Raw genomic sequence first — 15301 nt, 5'->3', positions numbered from 1 at the left:
TGGATTGCAGACTGCCTGTTTGCGAGCCGTGTCGATTCCATCTGCTCCTGGTTACGTGATCATGGAACAGCGCGGATCAGCCGAGAAACGCCGAGCCTTATCCCCGCCCGAAATAAGCCTTGTACCACTCGACGAACCGCCCGACGCCCTCGGTCACTGTCGTCGTCGGGCGGTAGCCGACCGCCTGCTCCAGCGCCGAGGTGTCGGCGAAGGTATCGGGCACATCGCCGGGCTGCAGCGGCAAGAGTTCGACGATGGCTTTGCGGCCGAGCGCGTTTTCCAGCGCCTCGACATAGGCGGTCAACTTAACCGGGTTGTTGTTGCCGATGTTGAAGATGCGCCAGGGGGCGCTGCTTGTGGCCGGATCCGGACGGCTGGAGTCCCAGGCGGCATTGCCCGTGGCCGGGCTGTCGCTGGCACGGATCACGCCTTCGGCGATGTCGTCGACATAGGTGAAGTCGCGCGTGTGGTTGCCGTTGTTGAACAGTTTGATCGGCTCGCCAGCAAGAATGTTTTTGGTGAACAGGAACAGCGCCATGTCCGGGCGCCCCCAGGGGCCATAGACGGTGAAGAAGCGAAGCCCGGTCGTCGGCAGCCCGAACAGATGGCTGTAGCTGTGCGCCATCAGCTCGTTGGCGCGCTTGGTCGCGGCGTAGAACTGCAGCGGGTGGTCGGCCGGACGATGCTCGGAAAACGGCATGTCGGTGTTGGCGCCGTAGACACTCGAGGTGCTGGCATAGGTCAGGTGCGCGACGGCGCTGTTGCGGCAGGCCTCCAGCATGTTGGTGTAGGCGATGATGTTGCTTTCGACATAGGCATGCGGATTTTCCAGGCTGTAGCGAACCCCGGCCTGGGCGGCGAGATGGATCACCCGGTCGAATGCGTGGTCGGCAAAGCAGGCGTCGACCACGCTCTTGTCGGCGAGATTGCCGCGGATGAAATGGTATCCGGCATTGGTCTTGCGGCTCGCTTCGTCCAGGAGCCGCAGTCTCGCCTCCTTGATTTCCGGATCGTAGTAGTCGTTGACGTTGTCGATGCCGACGACCTCGTCACCGCGCTCCAGCAGCCGCTTGGCTACGTGATACCCTATGAAGCCGGCCGCGCCGGTGACCAGAACCTTCATCAGAAGCGCCCATCCGTGACATGCCTGGGAAACAGACCCTTGATGTCGTAAATGACGCCGGGGGTCTTGCAAAGAGCCTGCAGGCCGTCGACGCCCAGAGCGCGGAACTGCCTGTGGCCGACGGCCACGATAACGCCGTCATAGCGCTGGTCGGGAATGTCCTTCATGCTCGCTACGCCGAAGGCACGCGCGCATTCCTGCGCGTCGACCCAGGGGTCCCATATGTCGATGCCGGCATTGTATTCCTTCAGTTGGGCAACGATATCGGCGACCTTGGAATTCCTCAGGTCCGGACAATTTTCCTTGAAGGCCGCGCCCATCACCAGAATCCGGCTGCCAACGACAGGTATTCCCTTGCGCATCATCAGGCGGGCCGTCTGATCCGCCGCATGCTGACCCATGCCGTCATTGATACGGCGGCCGGCAAGAATCACCTCCGGATGATAGCCGAGTTCCTGGGCCTTGTGGGTGAGATAGTAGGGATCGACGCCGATGCAGTGGCCGCCGACCAGACCAGGCGTGAAGCGAAGGAAATTCCATTTGGTGCCGGCGGCTTCCAGCACTTCGGAGGTGTCGATGCCGAGCTTGCCGAAGATAAGCGACAGCTCGTTCATCAGCGCGATGTTGAGGTCGCGCTGAGTGTTCTCGATGACCTTGGCCGCTTCGGCGACCGCAATGCTCGAGGTACGGTGTGTGCCTGCCGGCACGATCGAGGCATAGAGCGCATCGATACCTTTGGCCGCTTCCGGCGTCGAGCCGCTGGTGACCTTGACGATCGTTTGCAACCGATGCTCCCGGTCGCCCGGGTTGATGCGCTCGGGACTGTAGCCGAGGAAGAACCCCTCATTGTAGCGCAGGCCCGAATGTTTCTCGATCAGCGGAGCGCACACCTCTTCCGTGCAGCCGGGGTAGACCGTTGATTCGAAGATCACCACCGCGCCTGGCGAGATGACCTCACCGACCAAAGTCGAGGCCATGATCAGCGGTTTCAGATCCGGACGGTTGGCCCTGTCGATCGGCGTCGGAACCGTAACGATGAAAATCCCGCAATCGCGCAGATCAGCCTTGTCGGTGGTGAATGTCAGCCGCGACGCAGCACTGATCTCATCGCTGCTGGCTTCCAGCGTATGGTCGTCGCCACGCTTCAGCGCGTCCACCCTCGGCTGGTTGATGTCGAAGCCGACGACATCCCTGGTGACGCCGAAGGCGACCGCCAGCGGCAGACCGACATAGCCAAGCCCGATGATTGCTATTTTCCTGGAGGCGAGATCCATCTGCTTCCTGCGCTTGCTATTCCAGAGCCATACTTCGCATTGGTCATCTCGCACCAAAGCCGGTAAGCATCGTTTTCATTGTCTTGAGAGTTATCAAAACATCCAGCCAAGGCGAAAAGTTCTTTATGTAATAGAAATCATAGTGCAATTTTTCCATAACGTCATCGACAGCAGCCACATGCCCCTGATTTACTTGTGCCCACCCGCTTATGCCTGGCCTGACGATATGTCTGTAGCGATAGAATGGCAGCTCAGCCTCGTACCACTGTGACAGCACGACAGCTTCCGGTCGCGGTCCGATCCAACTCATTTCGCCACGCAGGATGTTGATGACCTGCGGCAGTTCGTCGATCCTGGATTTTCGCAGAAAACGCCCGACTCGGGTGATGCGATCATCGTCGTGCCTGGTGATCGCCCTCTCCTTGTCGCTGCCGGCGCCAGAGTGCTGGCGCATCGAGCGAAACTTGTAGACCGTGCAGATCTTGCCCCGGTAGCCCATGCGTTGCTGGCGAAACAGCGCGGGACCATCGGAATCCAGCCGGATCAGCAGCGCAATCAACGCCAGAACGGGGGAAAGAACGATAGTCAAGACAAGTGCCGAGACCCAGTCGACCGCCTGCTTGATCTTGAGGTAGGCCTGGTTCGGATTGAGCGAACCAAGCGTGTTTTCCGACAGGTGCTCGATCTCGACCCGACCGGTCAGCGACTCGCTGACCTGCTTGACGTGGTATACGGGCGTTCCCGAAAGGGCCCGATCCGCGATGTATCGTTCCCACTCCGCGCCAAGATCGGCACGCAGATCAACGACCACGCCGCTGGCTCTTTCGATTATCGTACTGGTCGACTTGATCCAAAACCAATGCACACCCGGTAATGTCTTGAGGCGCTCGACATCTCCGCCGGGAATCACGACGAGCCGGTACGGATCGAGACGCCGCGTCAACAGGCTCAGGCCGAAATACCAGAGCGTGGACTGCGTGAAACTGGCGGCGGCCTGAAACCGGCTGTACTCGAACCGAAAAAAGAAGATGGTCAGGAAAACAGCCCCGTAGGACAGGGCAAATGTCGGCAAGATGTAACTTGCCGCGGCCACGCCCGGGAAATTTCCGATGCGGCGATAAGATAAGAAGCCCACAAGGTGAGCGATGACCGCAGCGGCTACTGTTACCTGAAGATTGGCCGAATAGATAAATTCAGGATTGAAGACAATCCGGATAATCGCCGGCGCAAAAATCGCGAATGTCAGTCCGCCAAGCAGTTGAAACCGAATCCTGAACAGGAAGTGCCGGCTTCCGACGATAGTCGACGCTGCGACATTCAATGTCTTCCCCCCTTCCCCAAGGCTGCCGTGTCGGCGACAGACCAGCGCGATAGTGGATCTGACCTGCTCGCGCACAAAAACGAATCGGACGTCTCGCCCCCCGGCGATTCGATACAGTCGGAGACCAAGAGCTACGACAGCGCGGCTGCTCCAGCAAGCATCTATTTCTCGGATCAACAGTGCGGGAACTTTTGATCAACAGCATTGCTTGATGCGATTGAAAAGATACCGTCTGCAACGCACCGACGCCGAACGATAGGGCCAATAATGCGATGTAATTTCCAGCACCGCTTCGGCGATCAACCCCTTGGCAAGTCGCCTGGGAGCCGAGACAGATCGATCTAGAGAGCGGAGATATTGCGTTCCGAAGCAGCTGTATGTTGGTGTCGTCGGGACGGCAACCTAGTCAGATGCGTATGGCCGGCGGAAGCCGGCACGGTACCGATCATCGGCCAAAAGATCGGCCAAATATCCTGGAAAATTCGAAATATATCTTTATACGTATTTAGCAGAAGCCAAGATCGGCCAGACATGGAAGAAACCGTTTCAACTACATTCACCCGTTCCCCGACGGCAATGGCCGCGTCAGCCGTTTGATGAGCCACGCCATGGCCCTTGAGGCTGGGATCGCCGCGCACGGGCTGTGGTCGATCTCACGCGGTCTAGCGCGCGGCGTGAAAAGCCGCACGGACTACAAGCGCATGATGGATCATGCCGATATGCCCCGCCAGGGTGATCTCGACGGACGGGGCAACCTCTCCGAGCGCGCACTCGGCGACTTTACGCTATGGTTCATGCAGGTGTGCATCGATCAGGTGAACTTAATGACCGGCTTGTTCGATCTCGACACGCTCGCGAAGCGGCTGCGTCGCTACGTCGAGCGCAGTGGCCTCAAACCCGAAGCCGCCCGCCTCCTGGAGGAAGCGCTAATGCGCGGCGAATTTGAACGCGGCGAAGCGTCTCGCATTAGCGGACTGCCCGAACGCACGGCGCGTCGCGTGTTCAATGAGGTGATCGCGCTCGGTCTGTTGGCGTCGGAAACACCCAAAGGTCCGGTGTCGCTACGCTTTCCGGCCGACGCATTGGATTCACTGTTTCCGAAGCTGTTTCCAGAAACCTAAGTGTGATTACTTGGCAGACGCCACGCTGAAATCCGCCAATCACCCCATGCCAGCCAAGGCTTGATTGCTCAAGCCGCTGGTCTGCTCGGGCTTCAGCCGCGCTTGAGCAGCGTCCAGACGGCCGGCACCAGGCTTGCCGCGAGAGCCACCTTGATCAGGTCGCCGACGATGAACGGCACGACGCCGAACTGCCACGACTTTTCCGGACCGATGAGCAGCGCCAGCCAGGCAAAGCCCATCGCCATCATGACGACTTCGCCAACCAGCATGGCGTTGAAAAGCTTGATCGGGTGGCGGTCCCAGCCGCGATCCGCCGCCCAGCCGACAATGGCCGCCATGACCACGAAGCCGGCGAGATAGCCGCCGGTCGAGCCGAGCATGTAGGCAATGCCGAGACCCTTTTCAGGCGTGCTCTGGAAGACGGGGAAGCCCATGGCGCCCTCGGCCATGTAGAGCAGCAGGGTGGCGACGCCGAGACGCATGCCGAAGGCGGCGGCAATCAGCAGCACGGCCAGCGTCTGCATCGAAATGTCGACCGGCCCGAGCATCACCTTGGTCTTGGCCGACAGTGTCAGCACAAGCGTTCCGGCGATGGCCAGGAAAAGCTGCGTTGCCAGCCGCGCCGCGCCGCTTTGCGGCAGAGCCAGAGAAACAAGCGGACGCATCGTAGTTGCAATTGCCATGGTATTTCCCCAATCCGACTGCCGCTACCAGATGTTCGCGGCCTCATATCCTCCTATATTGGCTTGCGTGTTATGCGGCAATCGGTTTTGCCGTTTCCCGAAACAAGGCACCGATGCATGGCACTGAAGTTCGATACCGGCTTCGACCCCCTCTATGGCCAGGGGGTGAGCGTCGCCCCCGATGTCCAGCGCATCACGGCCCGCAATCCAAGCCCCTTCACCTTTCACGGCACCAACAGCTACATTGTTGGCCGCGATACGCTGGCGGTGATCGATCCGGGGCCGGATGACGAGGCGCATCTGCGGACCCTGCTCGAGGTGATCGCAGGCCGGCCGGTCAGCCATATCTTCGTCAGCCATACGCATCGCGACCACTCCCCGCTGGCGGCCCGGCTGAAAGAGCGCACCGGCGCCATCGTGCTGGCCGAGGGGCCGCACCGGCCGGCAAGAGCCCTGCATATCGGCGAGACCAATGCGCTCGACGCCAGTGCAGACATGGCTTTCGTTCCCGACATCGCCCTTTCCGACGGCGAGGCGGTCGATGGCGACGGCTGGTCGATCAGGACGGTTCTGACCCCGGGCCACACCGCCAATCATGCGGCATTCGCGCTGGAAGGAACCGGCATCCTGTTTTCGGCCGATCATGTCATGGCCTGGGCAACCTCCATCGTCGCCCCGCCGGATGGAGCGATGGCCGATTACATGGCCTCGCTGGACCGGCTGATCGACCGCGAAGACCGCTTGCTGCTGCCCGGACATGGCGGGCCGGTGACGGCACCGCGCGCTTTCATGCGCGGGCTGAAGACGCACCGCAAGATGCGCGAGCGCGCCATCCTGGAGCGGGTCCGGGCCGGCGACCGGACGATCGTGGACATGGTCAAGGCGATCTACAGGGATACCGATCCGCGGCTGCATGGCGCCGCCGGATTGTCGGTGCTTGCCCATCTCGAGGATCTGACGGCGCGCGGTCTGGTTGTGACCGATGCCGCACCGGCCATCGACGGCATTTTCACGCCGGCCGGATAGGCAATGCAGCCCACTGCCAAGTGCCCGTGCCTCACTCGGCCGGCGCGGCGCCAACCTGACCGGCGACTTCCTGGTCGAGCTCGGCAAGGAAATCGACAATGCGCGCGGCATTGTCGCCAAGGTCGTAGCGACCGTAGCGGGACGCCGACCGCATGTCGACGATGACCGTATCGCCATCGTCCGTCACGCGGATCGCCACATCGGCGGGAAGGCCGATCACGAAGCCCTTGGCGACGGCGGTGATGGTCACCTCGCTTTGCCCGGCGAGATCAGGATAGGGTTCCGATAGATCCCAGTCGCGCCGGTCGAGTACAGTTTCGACGGCATTGACGACAGTCTCGAACGGCAGGTCGTAGCTGCGTGCGCTGACCAGCGGATAGCTATCGGTCTGCAGCCGCTGTTCCCCAGGCGTCGACGGCGCAAGCACGTTCATATCCTTCGTGCGGTCGCTCACGTCGAGCGCCGGCGGTTCGTCGAAATCCGTCGAGATATCCCTGAGCGGCGGATAGATCGTCGCCCAGTAGGCGGCGACGCCGTAGGGTGCGAGCACCAGCAGCGCCAGCAGCGCGCCGACCGTCAGGTCGCGACCGCCGCGGTCGCCGAAATTCCAGAGCCGCGAAAAGGCAAATCCGGCAAACAACAGCGCCATCGCCGCCAGCAGCGCGACAATGCCGAGCACCCACAGAAAGACAGGTGTTTCGACGAGATCGAAGCGATGGCCGACAAAGACCGTCAGCAGCAGCACCAACGAAAAAGCGGCCGTGCGCCGCGACCATCCGGCTGCCCTCGACGTTTGCCGTTCAGGAATACTTGCCATCGATTGCCGTACCACCCCAACCCGAACGGAGACTTAGAACCTTTTTGCGATGCCATGAAGCCGAAACATGCGACATCGCGTCAATCCGTCGGCAGGCGATAATCCTTGAACTGCTGGCGCAAGGTGATCTTCTGGATCTTGCCGGTGGCGGTGTGCGGAATTTCACCGACGAAGGCGACATCGTCCGGCATCCACCATTTGGCCACCTTGCCGTCCATGAAGTCGAGAATATCGGCCTTGCTCGGTTCCTTGCCCGGTTTGCGGACGACGACCAGCAGCGGCCGTTCGCCCCATTTCGAATGGTGGACGCCGATGGCTGCCGCCTCGGCGACATCGGGATGGCCGACAGCCAGGTTCTCGAGGTCGATGGTCGAAATCCATTCGCCGCCGGACTTGATGACGTCCTTGGCGCGATCGGTGATCTGCATATAGCCGCCCGCGTCGATGTGGGCGACGTCGCCGGTATCGAACCAGCCATCCCCGTCGAACTGCTCCACGCCGGCGCCGCCATAATAGGCACGGGCAACGGCCGGCCCACGCACTTTCAGGCGGCCAAATGTCTTGCCGTCCCAGGGTTGCGCATTGTTGTCGTCGTCGGTCACCTTCATTTCGACGCCGAACGGCGGATAGCCCTGTTTCTGCTGGACATCGAGCCGGGCTTCGCCCTCAAGACCAGCATAGTCCGGCTTCAGGGTGCACAGCGTGCCGAGCGGCGACATTTCGGTCATGCCCCAGGCATGGATGACCTGGACATCGTAGTTCTGCTGAAACTTCGTCATGATCGCGCGCGGGCAGGACGAGCCGCCGATGACGACCTTATTGAGATAGGGAAGCTTCTTGCCGGTCTCCTCCAGGTGCTGCAGCAGCATCATCCAGACGGTCGGCACGGCCGCACTGAAGGTCACCTTCTCGGTGTCGAGCAGTTCATAGATCGAGGCGCCGTCCATCTTGCAACCGGGCATGACCAGCTTGGCGCCGATCATCGGCCCGCTCTGGCCAAGGCCCCAGGCATTGGCGTGAAACATCGGCACGACAGGCAGGATCGTGTCGCGCGACGACAACCCCATGGCGTCGGGCATGGCGGCGATCATGGCGTGCAGCACGTTCGAACGGTGGCTGTAGACGACGCCCTTGGGATCGCCCGTGGTCCCGGAGGTGTAACACATGCCTGCGGCGGTGCTTTCGTCGAAGGTCTTCCAGGCGAAGTCGCCATCCGCCTCCTCAAGCCAGTCTTCATAGGCGACCACATTGGGCAACGTCGTCTGCGGCATGTGTGCCTTGTCGGTCAGCACGATCACCTGTTTCAGCGACTTGACGGCGCCGGCGATCTTCTCGAGCAGCGGCACGAAAGTTAGGTCGACGAAGACTGCCTTGTCCTCGGCATGGTTCATGATCCAGACGATCTGCTCGGGAAACAGCCGCGGATTGAGCGTGTGGTAGATGGCGCCGATGCCCATGATGCCGTACCAGGCCTCGATGTGGCGGGCGGTGTTCCAGGCCAGCGTCGCGATGCGGTCGCCCAACCCATAGCCGTCGCGTTCCAGCCGCTGGGCGACCTTCAGGGCGCGACGATGGATGTCGGCGTAGGTGGTGCGCACGATCGGCCCTTCGATCGAGCGTGACACGATCTCGCGCACGCCATGCTGCCGCTCGGCATTGTCGATGAGCTTATGGCAAAGCAGCGGCCATTCCTGCATCAGTCCCAGCATTCGGTCCTCCCTCACGCTTTTGCGTTGTGCTTTTTGTCCCATTGTGGAGCGAACCGACGGATTGTCCAGCCGCCAATACGGCCGAGCACTGCATTGGGAACAACCGCCACAATCCGGCCATCGTCGGCGTTAAGCTTCGTTAACGGGCAAAGGGGTGCGATTGGCGACTGAAAGAGGTTCGCATGGACGCGCAGCTCGACGACAAGGCTCTCGAGAGTACGCTTGCCGAAAGTCTGGCCGATCTGGTGCCGGACACAAAGACTGTTTCCGAAGATGAATTTGTTGAAGTTGTCGGCGGCGCGCTGGAAGCGGTCGGCGGCACGTTGCTGTTCAAGATGTGCGTCCAGAACCAGGGCGAGGACCAGCACGTCGCAGCCGCGTCAGTCGGCGATGGCGGAAACCGCCAGTTCCTGCTGCTCACCTTGCCGACCGGCGGTGGTTCCCTGAAGGTCGAGACCGTATCGAGAAGCAGCAACCCGGTCGCCGGTATTGCTGCCGCCTATGCCGGTCTCATGGACGTGTTCAAGGCCGCTGCCTGACAGCTGACGACAAGTATCGAGGATATTCGGAGGCGCGATCCGGCAGTGCCGGCCTGGGCAGGTGTTTGCGTGTTGCATGGCGACGGCAGGCCTTGAACAATGCGTTTGCGCGACACATCTCAAAGTCGACGCAAGGAGAGCCGCCGCATGGATCAGATCGCCAACCCCGCACCCGGTTTCCAACGCAACCCGGACAAAATCATCACCATCGAGCCCTATGCCGGCACCGTTACCGTGCGCGCCGGAGACGTGGTCATCGCTTCAACAGCGAAGGCCAAGGTGCTGACCGAAGCTCCCTATCCGGCGGCCTTCTACATTCCGTTCGCCGACATCGATTTCGGCAAGCTTGGCCGCACCGACCACTCGACCCATTGCCCCTACAAGGGCGATGCAAGCTATTGGAGCGTGCTGCCTGCCGGCGAGACCGGCCAGAACGCCATGTGGGCCTATGAACGGCCTTTCGACGAGATGGCTGAAATCGGCAACCACGGCGCATTCTACGCCAGCAAGGTCACGATCGAAGCCAAACCGGACTGAGCCAACGCCGAAGGCATCGGGATACGCTCGGCTGGCCACTCACTCCGTGGTGCCGTTATTGCCCATGCCCTCGGCATCGTCGAGCCGCACAAAGGTCAAGCCCTTGGCCTTGAGCGCCAGCAGCCCCTGCACCACGCCTTCGCCGGCCGCATGGGTCGGCTGGTTGATATGCGAGATAATGACGTCGCCGTCCTTGGCCGCCGCGATGCGCCGCGCGGTTTCCTTGGCGCCGAGCAAGGAGCCGCCGTCGCCGTTTATCGAGAATCCCGCGACCTTGAAGCCAAGCTTGCGGATCATGGCGATTGCCGACGGGCTGTATTCGGCGGTTGCGCCACGAAACCATTTCGGCGCCGGCTCGCCGGTCCCGGCAAGAGCGGCGGCCCCCGATTCGACCTCGGCCAGCACCGCATCCGGGCTGCCGGCGCTGCGGATGCCGTAGATTTTCCGCGGCGTGTCGACCGCCGGGATGTGGTGGCCGCCGTGATTTTCCAGTTCGAACAGATCGGGATGCGCCCGCATGATCTCGACGGCGGCGGCGTTTCGCTTCAGCCAGATGCCGGTCACGAAAATGGTGGCGGGGATCTTGTTGTCCACCAGCGCCGAAAGGATCCGGCTGTCGGTCTGTCCGCCGCAGGCATCGAGCGTGAGTGCCACACGGCCGGCGCCGCTCGCCTGCGGCCTGATGTGCAGCGTCGGCTCGACGAGCGGCGCGGCATGGCCGGCGGATGCCATCGCCAACGACATGGCGATCATGCAGAGATTTTTTTGCAGCAGGCGCATCAAACCGATTTCCTGACCCGTCATTTCAAGCAGGCATCCCAAAGACCCGCATGAAGGCGGAAATCAGGATGATGCATAGCAGAAAAGCGCTCCACGCGACAATGTGACCGTTCCTGCGGCGAACGTGTCTTCTACCGCGTCGAGAGTCGTGCATGCGATGCATGATCTCAGATGACGCGTTCCAGCTGCATTTCGGTGCGCGAAAGAACCTCGCGCACCGCCTCGACCACCGGCTTGACCTCCAGGCCCCAGACGCAGCATGCCTTGCTGGGATCCGGCGCGCGGCAAAGGTCCTCTGCCATGCAGGCGCAAGGCATCGGCGGCTGGAGCGAGATGCTGGGCACGCCGACGGGACCCCAGCGCGACGGCTCCGTCAGACCGAACAGCCCGACAACCGGGGTCCCAGTGGCTGCCGCCATGTGCATCGGGCCGCTCTCATTGCCGAGAAACAGCCGGGCCTGTTTCAGCACCGCCAGCAGGCTTTCAAGCGACAGGTCACCGACGAGATTGACGACCGGCGGCGCGGTCCTGGCGACGATGCGTTCGGCGATCTCGCGCTCGTCCGGGCCGCCCACCAGCACGACGTCCAGGCCGGTCTCGCCGGCAATCTCGACGATCGCTGCTGCAAACCGCTCCGGCTGCCAACGTCGCCCCTCGAAGCTTGCACCCGCATGCACGGCGATGAAGGCATTTGGCCGCAGATGGTGCTTATCCAGCAGCGCCAATGCTTTCGCCGTCTCCAACGGCAGCGGCTGAAGGTTCGGAATCACCGTGCGAAGTTCAATGCCGAGCGCTTCGAGCGGCGAGAGGTAGCGGTACAGGAAATGCTGGCCATCAAAGCCGTAGGGCTTGGCAAGGACGTTGGCGGGCTGCCGCTCCAGCATACGCAAGGGTCTTTCGGAGGGATTGTATCCGACACGGGTCTTTGCGTTGACGAGCCCGGTGAGGATGCGCGACGTCTTCGAATCGGTCAGGTCGATGGTCAGGTCGAAGCGGAAGCGGCGCAACGCCCGCACCATGGCGTAGAGCTCCTTCCCGCGCTCCAAGGGCGTGCCGCGCATGCGGTCGCGCCTGAATGCGACCACCTCGGAAGCGATACCATGGGCGATCACGAAGCTCTCGAAGCGGGCCTCGCACAGAAAGACGATGCTGGCGCCGGGGAATTCGAGCCGCAGGTTCTTGGCGAGCGCCGAGGCGAGGACGAGATCTCCTATGAACTTGGTTTGAATGACCAGGATCGAGCGGAGCGGCGCGGGAGAGATCTGCAGCATCTGTTTCCGGGAGCAATTTGCGGATGGCCGCAAATTGGGCAGGAACAATGTCGAGATTACGCGACGCCGCCAGCACGTTCGCGTGAATTGTCTTACAAAACGGTAAGCTGGATGGATCCTATCCGCGGCCTGTTTTCGCAACCAGCACCGCTGCCTGCGCTGCCGCCAGCCTGGCGATCGGCACGCGATAGGGCGAACAGGACACGTAGTCGAGGCCGACCTCTTCGCAAAAGCGGATCGAGGCCGGATCGCCGCCATGTTCGCCGCAAATGCCGAGCTTGATGTCGGGCCGCGTCGCCTTGCCCTTTTGCGCGGCCATGCGCACCAGTTCGCCGACGCCCTCGATGTCGAGCGAGACGAACGGGTCCTGATCGATAATGCCCTTCTGGCGGTAGGTTTCCAGGAACGAGGCCGCATCGTCGCGCGAAATGCCGAAGGTCGTCTGGGTCAGGTCGTTGGTGCCGAAGGAGAAGAATTCGGCTGATTCTGCAATGACATGCGCGCGGATGGCGGCGCGGGGAAGCTCGATCATCGTGCCAGTGAGATAGTCGATCTTGACGCCGGTTTCCTCCATGACGCTCTTGGCAACCGCATCGATGCGCGCCTTGACGTAATCGAGCTCCTTCACCAGGCCGACGAGCGGCACCATGATCTCGGGGACCACCAGGGCGCCGGCCTTCCTGCCGGCCTCCACGGCCGCCTCGAAAATGGCCCGTGCCTGCATCTCGGCGATCTCGGGGTAGGAGACGGCCAGGCGGCAGCCACGATGGCCGAGCATCGGGTTGAACTCGTGCAGCGCCTCGGTGCGCTGCCTGAGCTTGTCGGGCGACACGTTCATGGCGGCGGCGACCTCGGCGATTTCAGCCTCGGTCTTGGGCAGGAATTCGTGCAGCGGCGGATCGAGCAGTCGGATCGTCACCGGCAGGCCGGCCATGATCTCGAACAGTTCGAGGAAATCCGAGCGCTGCATGGGCAGAAGCTTGGCGAGTGCGGCGCGCCGGTCCTTTTCGGTGTCGGCCAGGATCATCTCGCGCATGGCGACGATGCGGTCGCCGTCGAAGAACATGTGCTCCGTGCGGCAAAGCCCGATGCCTTCGGCGCCGAAGGAGCGCGCCATGCGCGCATCGAGCGGTGTTTCGGCATTGGTGCGCACCTTCATGCGCCGCACCGCGTCCGCCCATTCCATGATGGCGGCAAAATCGCCTGACAGTTCAGGCTGCAGCATGGCAACCGCGCCCTTCAGCACCTGGCCGTTGCCGCCATCGATGGTGATGATGTCGCCTTTGCGGAAGGTCTGCCCCATCGAGAGCAGCGTGCCGGCCCTGTAGTCGACGCGCAGCGAGCCGGCACCCGAGACGCAAGGCTTGCCCATGCCGCGCGCCACCACCGCGGCGTGGCTGGTCATGCCGCCGCGCGTGGTCAGGATGCCTTCCGCCGCATGCATGCCGTGGATGTCTTCGGGACTGGTTTCGATGCGCACCAGGATCGCCTTGCGCCCTTGTGTCTTCAAGTCCTCGGCGTCAGCTGAGGAAAAGACGATCTCGCCGGTAGCGGCACCGGGCGAGGCCGGCAGTCCGATGCCGATGACGTCGCGCGCGGCCTTGGGGTCGATGGTGGGATGCAGCAACTGGTCGAGCGAGGCCGGGTCGATACGGGCAACGGCTTCCTCTTTCGTGATCAGCCTGTCCTGCGCCATCTCGACGGCAATTTTCAGCGCCGCCTTGGCGGTGCGCTTGCCGGAGCGGGTCTGCAGCATCCACAATTTGCCGCGCTCGATGGTGAATTCGAGATCCTGCATGTCGCGGTAGTGCTTCTCCAGACTATCGGAGATGGTGACGAAGGACTGGAACGCGTCAGGCATCAGCTTCTGCAGCGACGGCTTGTCCGAGCCTGCTGCGATACGCGCCGCTTCGGTGATGTTCTGCGGCGTGCGGATGCCGGCAACGACGTCCTCGCCCTGCGCGTTCACCAGGAACTCGCCATAGAGCATCTTTTCGCCGGTCGACGGGTTGCGCGTGAAGGCAACGCCGGTGGCCGAGGTTTCGCCCATATTGCCGAACACCATGGCCTGGACGTTGACCGCCGTGCCCCAGCTTTCGGGAATATCGTGCAGGCGGCGATAGGTGATGGCGCGGTTGTTCATCCAGCTCGAGAACACGGCTGATATCGCGCCCCAGAGCTGCTCATGCGGATCCTGCGGAAACGGCCTGCCAAGCTCTTCCTCGACTTTGGCCTTGTAGAGCGCGATGACGCCCTGCCATTCGAGCGCCGTCAGTTCGGTGTCGAGCTCGTGCCCGAGACCGCCCTTCTGGTCCTCCAGGATTTCCTCGAACACTTCGTGGTCGAGACCCATGACGACATCGGAATACATCTGGATGAAGCGGCGGTAGCTGTCATAGGCAAAGCGCGCATCGCCGGAATCGGCGGCCAGCGCCTCGACCGTCTCGTCGTTCAGGCCGAGATTGAGGACGGTGTCCATCATGCCGGGCATCGAGGCGCGAGCGCCGGAACGCACCGACACCAGCAGCAGTTTCGACGGGTCGCCGAACCGACGACCGGTCAGCCGGCCGATGTGATCGAGCGCGACCGCGACATCGTCTTCCAACCCGGCCGGATAAATACGGCCGTTGGCGTAGTAGGCGTTGCAGACCTCCGTGGTGATGGTGAAGCCCGGCGGCACCGGCAGCCCCAGGCTGCACATCTCGGCCAGGTTGGCGCCTTTGCCGCCCAGGAGATTCTTGTCGCTGGCACGGCCCTCCGCCGCACCATCGCCAAAGGTGAAAACCCATTTGGTCATGCATCGCTCTCCGGTTGCAGGAGATTGGAAAGATTGGCGAAACGGAAAGTTCCGCCGGTCCGCCCTTGGAGCGATATGATGCTGCAGTGCGAAAGGCAAGGCGTCGGCAAAGCCGCCCGGCCACTACAATCGATTAAGCAAAGCCGTGCCTCAGGATGCGGCAAAAAGACTTGCTATGCCGGGGATTCTGGAGTAGAACATACAGTGAACAAAGAGATGGCTATGAAACTGTCCGGAAAACTCGACTATCTGGAAATGCCGGCTACGGGCGGGACGCTGGACCGGCTGAAGGCCTTCTACAGT

The 15301-nt window shown here is 62.1% G+C and carries 13 protein-coding genes and 2 pseudogenes; 6 read left to right on the top strand and 9 right to left on the bottom strand.

What is annotated here, in order from left to right; all coding sequences use genetic code 11:
* Window positions 1–97: 97 nt before the first annotated feature.
* Genes EN932_RS02980 through EN932_RS02970 form a run of 3 tightly spaced genes read right to left on the bottom strand, consistent with a single transcriptional unit; the run spans window position 98 to window position 3718 of the window.
* On the bottom strand, window positions 98–1123 hold the full coding sequence (locus tag EN932_RS02980; protein ID WP_127384809.1) for an NAD-dependent epimerase: 1026 nt from the start codon (window positions 1121–1123) through the stop codon (window positions 98–100).
* Entirely contained in the window at window positions 1123–2397 is a 1275-nt protein-coding gene (locus EN932_RS02975; protein ID WP_127368583.1) for a nucleotide sugar dehydrogenase, read from the bottom strand. The genes EN932_RS02980 and EN932_RS02975 overlap by 1 nt, the downstream gene beginning before the upstream one ends.
* A 43-nt stretch (window positions 2398–2440) precedes the next feature.
* Window positions 2441–3718 carry a sugar transferase gene (locus EN932_RS02970; RefSeq protein ID WP_024503648.1) on the bottom strand — a complete coding sequence of 426 codons (1278 nt, stop codon included), beginning with the start codon at window positions 3716–3718 and terminating at the stop codon, window positions 2441–2443.
* Window positions 3719–4266: 548 nt separating this feature from the next.
* Here EN932_RS02970 and EN932_RS39685 point away from each other — a divergent pair.
* Both EN932_RS39685 and EN932_RS02965 read left to right on the top strand, forming a co-directional pair.
* Window positions 4267–4320: pseudogene (locus EN932_RS39685) on the top strand (Fic family protein); the annotation flags it as partial.
* Between the two features lie 6 nt (window positions 4321–4326).
* Window positions 4327–4839: a hypothetical protein gene (locus EN932_RS02965; RefSeq protein WP_245460925.1), complete on the top strand. Its 513-nt coding sequence runs from the start codon at window positions 4327–4329 to the stop codon at window positions 4837–4839.
* Between the two features lie 92 nt (window positions 4840–4931).
* Here EN932_RS02965 and EN932_RS02960 read toward each other — a convergent pair whose 3' ends face one another.
* Window positions 4932–5522: a biotin transporter BioY gene (locus tag EN932_RS02960; protein WP_027164125.1), complete on the bottom strand. Its 591-nt coding sequence runs from the start codon at window positions 5520–5522 to the stop codon at window positions 4932–4934.
* Window positions 5523–5639: 117 nt separating this feature from the next.
* Between EN932_RS02960 and EN932_RS02955 the strand changes: the two genes are divergently transcribed.
* A complete protein-coding gene (locus tag EN932_RS02955) occupies window positions 5640–6548 on the top strand; it encodes an MBL fold metallo-hydrolase (protein ID WP_127368584.1) in 909 nt (302 codons plus the stop codon).
* 31 nt (window positions 6549–6579) lie between these two features.
* Here EN932_RS02955 and EN932_RS02950 read toward each other — a convergent pair whose 3' ends face one another.
* Together EN932_RS02950 and EN932_RS02945 are read right to left on the bottom strand one after the other, a co-directional pair.
* Window positions 6580–7365: a DUF1499 domain-containing protein gene (locus tag EN932_RS02950; protein WP_024503644.1), complete on the bottom strand. Its 786-nt coding sequence runs from the start codon at window positions 7363–7365 to the stop codon at window positions 6580–6582.
* A gap of 80 nt (window positions 7366–7445) precedes the next feature.
* Window positions 7446–9074, bottom strand: coding sequence for a fatty-acid--CoA ligase (locus EN932_RS02945; protein WP_127368585.1), 1629 nt, complete (start codon window positions 9072–9074; stop codon window positions 7446–7448).
* A 182-nt stretch (window positions 9075–9256) separates the two neighbouring features.
* Here EN932_RS02945 and EN932_RS02940 point away from each other — a divergent pair, with 182 nt between their 5' ends.
* On the top strand, window positions 9257–9613 hold the full coding sequence (locus tag EN932_RS02940) for a hypothetical protein (protein ID WP_013532740.1): 357 nt from the start codon (window positions 9257–9259) through the stop codon (window positions 9611–9613).
* 147 nt (window positions 9614–9760) lie between these two features.
* Complete coding sequence (locus tag EN932_RS02935) at window positions 9761–10150, top strand: DUF427 domain-containing protein (protein WP_013532741.1); 390 nt, start codon at window positions 9761–9763, stop codon at window positions 10148–10150.
* 39 nt (window positions 10151–10189) lie between these two features.
* On the opposite strand, the gene EN932_RS02930 is transcribed toward EN932_RS02935, so the two are convergent.
* From EN932_RS02930 to ppdK, 3 genes are all read right to left on the bottom strand, one after another.
* Entirely contained in the window at window positions 10190–10930 is a 741-nt protein-coding gene (locus EN932_RS02930; RefSeq protein WP_127384811.1) for a polysaccharide deacetylase family protein, read from the bottom strand.
* Between the two features lie 167 nt (window positions 10931–11097).
* Window positions 11098–12201, bottom strand: a complete 1104-nt coding sequence (locus EN932_RS02925; RefSeq protein ID WP_127384812.1) for a glycosyltransferase family 9 protein — start codon at window positions 12199–12201, stop codon at window positions 11098–11100.
* A gap of 118 nt (window positions 12202–12319) precedes the next feature.
* On the bottom strand, window positions 12320–14998 hold the full coding sequence (ppdK, locus tag EN932_RS02920; protein ID WP_127384813.1) for a pyruvate, phosphate dikinase: 2679 nt from the start codon (window positions 14996–14998) through the stop codon (window positions 12320–12322).
* A gap of 222 nt (window positions 14999–15220) precedes the next feature.
* Between ppdK and EN932_RS38690 the strand changes: the two are divergent.
* Window positions 15221–15301, top strand: a pseudogene (locus EN932_RS38690) (VOC family protein); the annotation flags it as partial.

This window comes from Mesorhizobium sp. M7A.F.Ca.US.002.01.1.1, from assembly GCF_004022955.1.
Classification (GTDB): domain Bacteria; phylum Pseudomonadota; class Alphaproteobacteria; order Rhizobiales; family Rhizobiaceae; genus Mesorhizobium; species Mesorhizobium ciceri.
This window is presented reverse-complemented; position numbering and strand designations above follow the sequence as displayed.

Coding starts and splice junctions, on each gene's coding strand:
- EN932_RS02980 (WP_127384809.1), bottom strand. CDS start 1,123: ATGAAGGTTCTGGTCACCGGCGCGGCCGGCTTCATAGGGTATCACGTA.
- EN932_RS02975 (WP_127368583.1), bottom strand. CDS start 2,397: ATGGATCTCGCCTCCAGGAAAATAGCAATCATCGGGCTTGGCTATGTC.
- EN932_RS02965 (WP_245460925.1), top strand. CDS start 4,327: ATGGCCCTTGAGGCTGGGATCGCCGCGCACGGGCTGTGGTCGATCTCA.
- EN932_RS02960 (WP_027164125.1), bottom strand. CDS start 5,522: ATGGCAATTGCAACTACGATGCGTCCGCTTGTTTCTCTGGCTCTGCCG.
- EN932_RS02955 (WP_127368584.1), top strand. CDS start 5,640: ATGGCACTGAAGTTCGATACCGGCTTCGACCCCCTCTATGGCCAGGGG.
- EN932_RS02950 (WP_024503644.1), bottom strand. CDS start 7,365: ATGGCAAGTATTCCTGAACGGCAAACGTCGAGGGCAGCCGGATGGTCG.
- EN932_RS02945 (WP_127368585.1), bottom strand. CDS start 9,074: ATGCTGGGACTGATGCAGGAATGGCCGCTGCTTTGCCATAAGCTCATC.
- EN932_RS02940 (WP_013532740.1), top strand. CDS start 9,257: ATGGACGCGCAGCTCGACGACAAGGCTCTCGAGAGTACGCTTGCCGAA.
- EN932_RS02935 (WP_013532741.1), top strand. CDS start 9,761: ATGGATCAGATCGCCAACCCCGCACCCGGTTTCCAACGCAACCCGGAC.
- EN932_RS02930 (WP_127384811.1), bottom strand. CDS start 10,930: ATGCGCCTGCTGCAAAAAAATCTCTGCATGATCGCCATGTCGTTGGCG.
- EN932_RS02925 (WP_127384812.1), bottom strand. CDS start 12,201: ATGCTGCAGATCTCTCCCGCGCCGCTCCGCTCGATCCTGGTCATTCAA.
- ppdK (WP_127384813.1), bottom strand. CDS start 14,998: ATGACCAAATGGGTTTTCACCTTTGGCGATGGTGCGGCGGAGGGCCGT.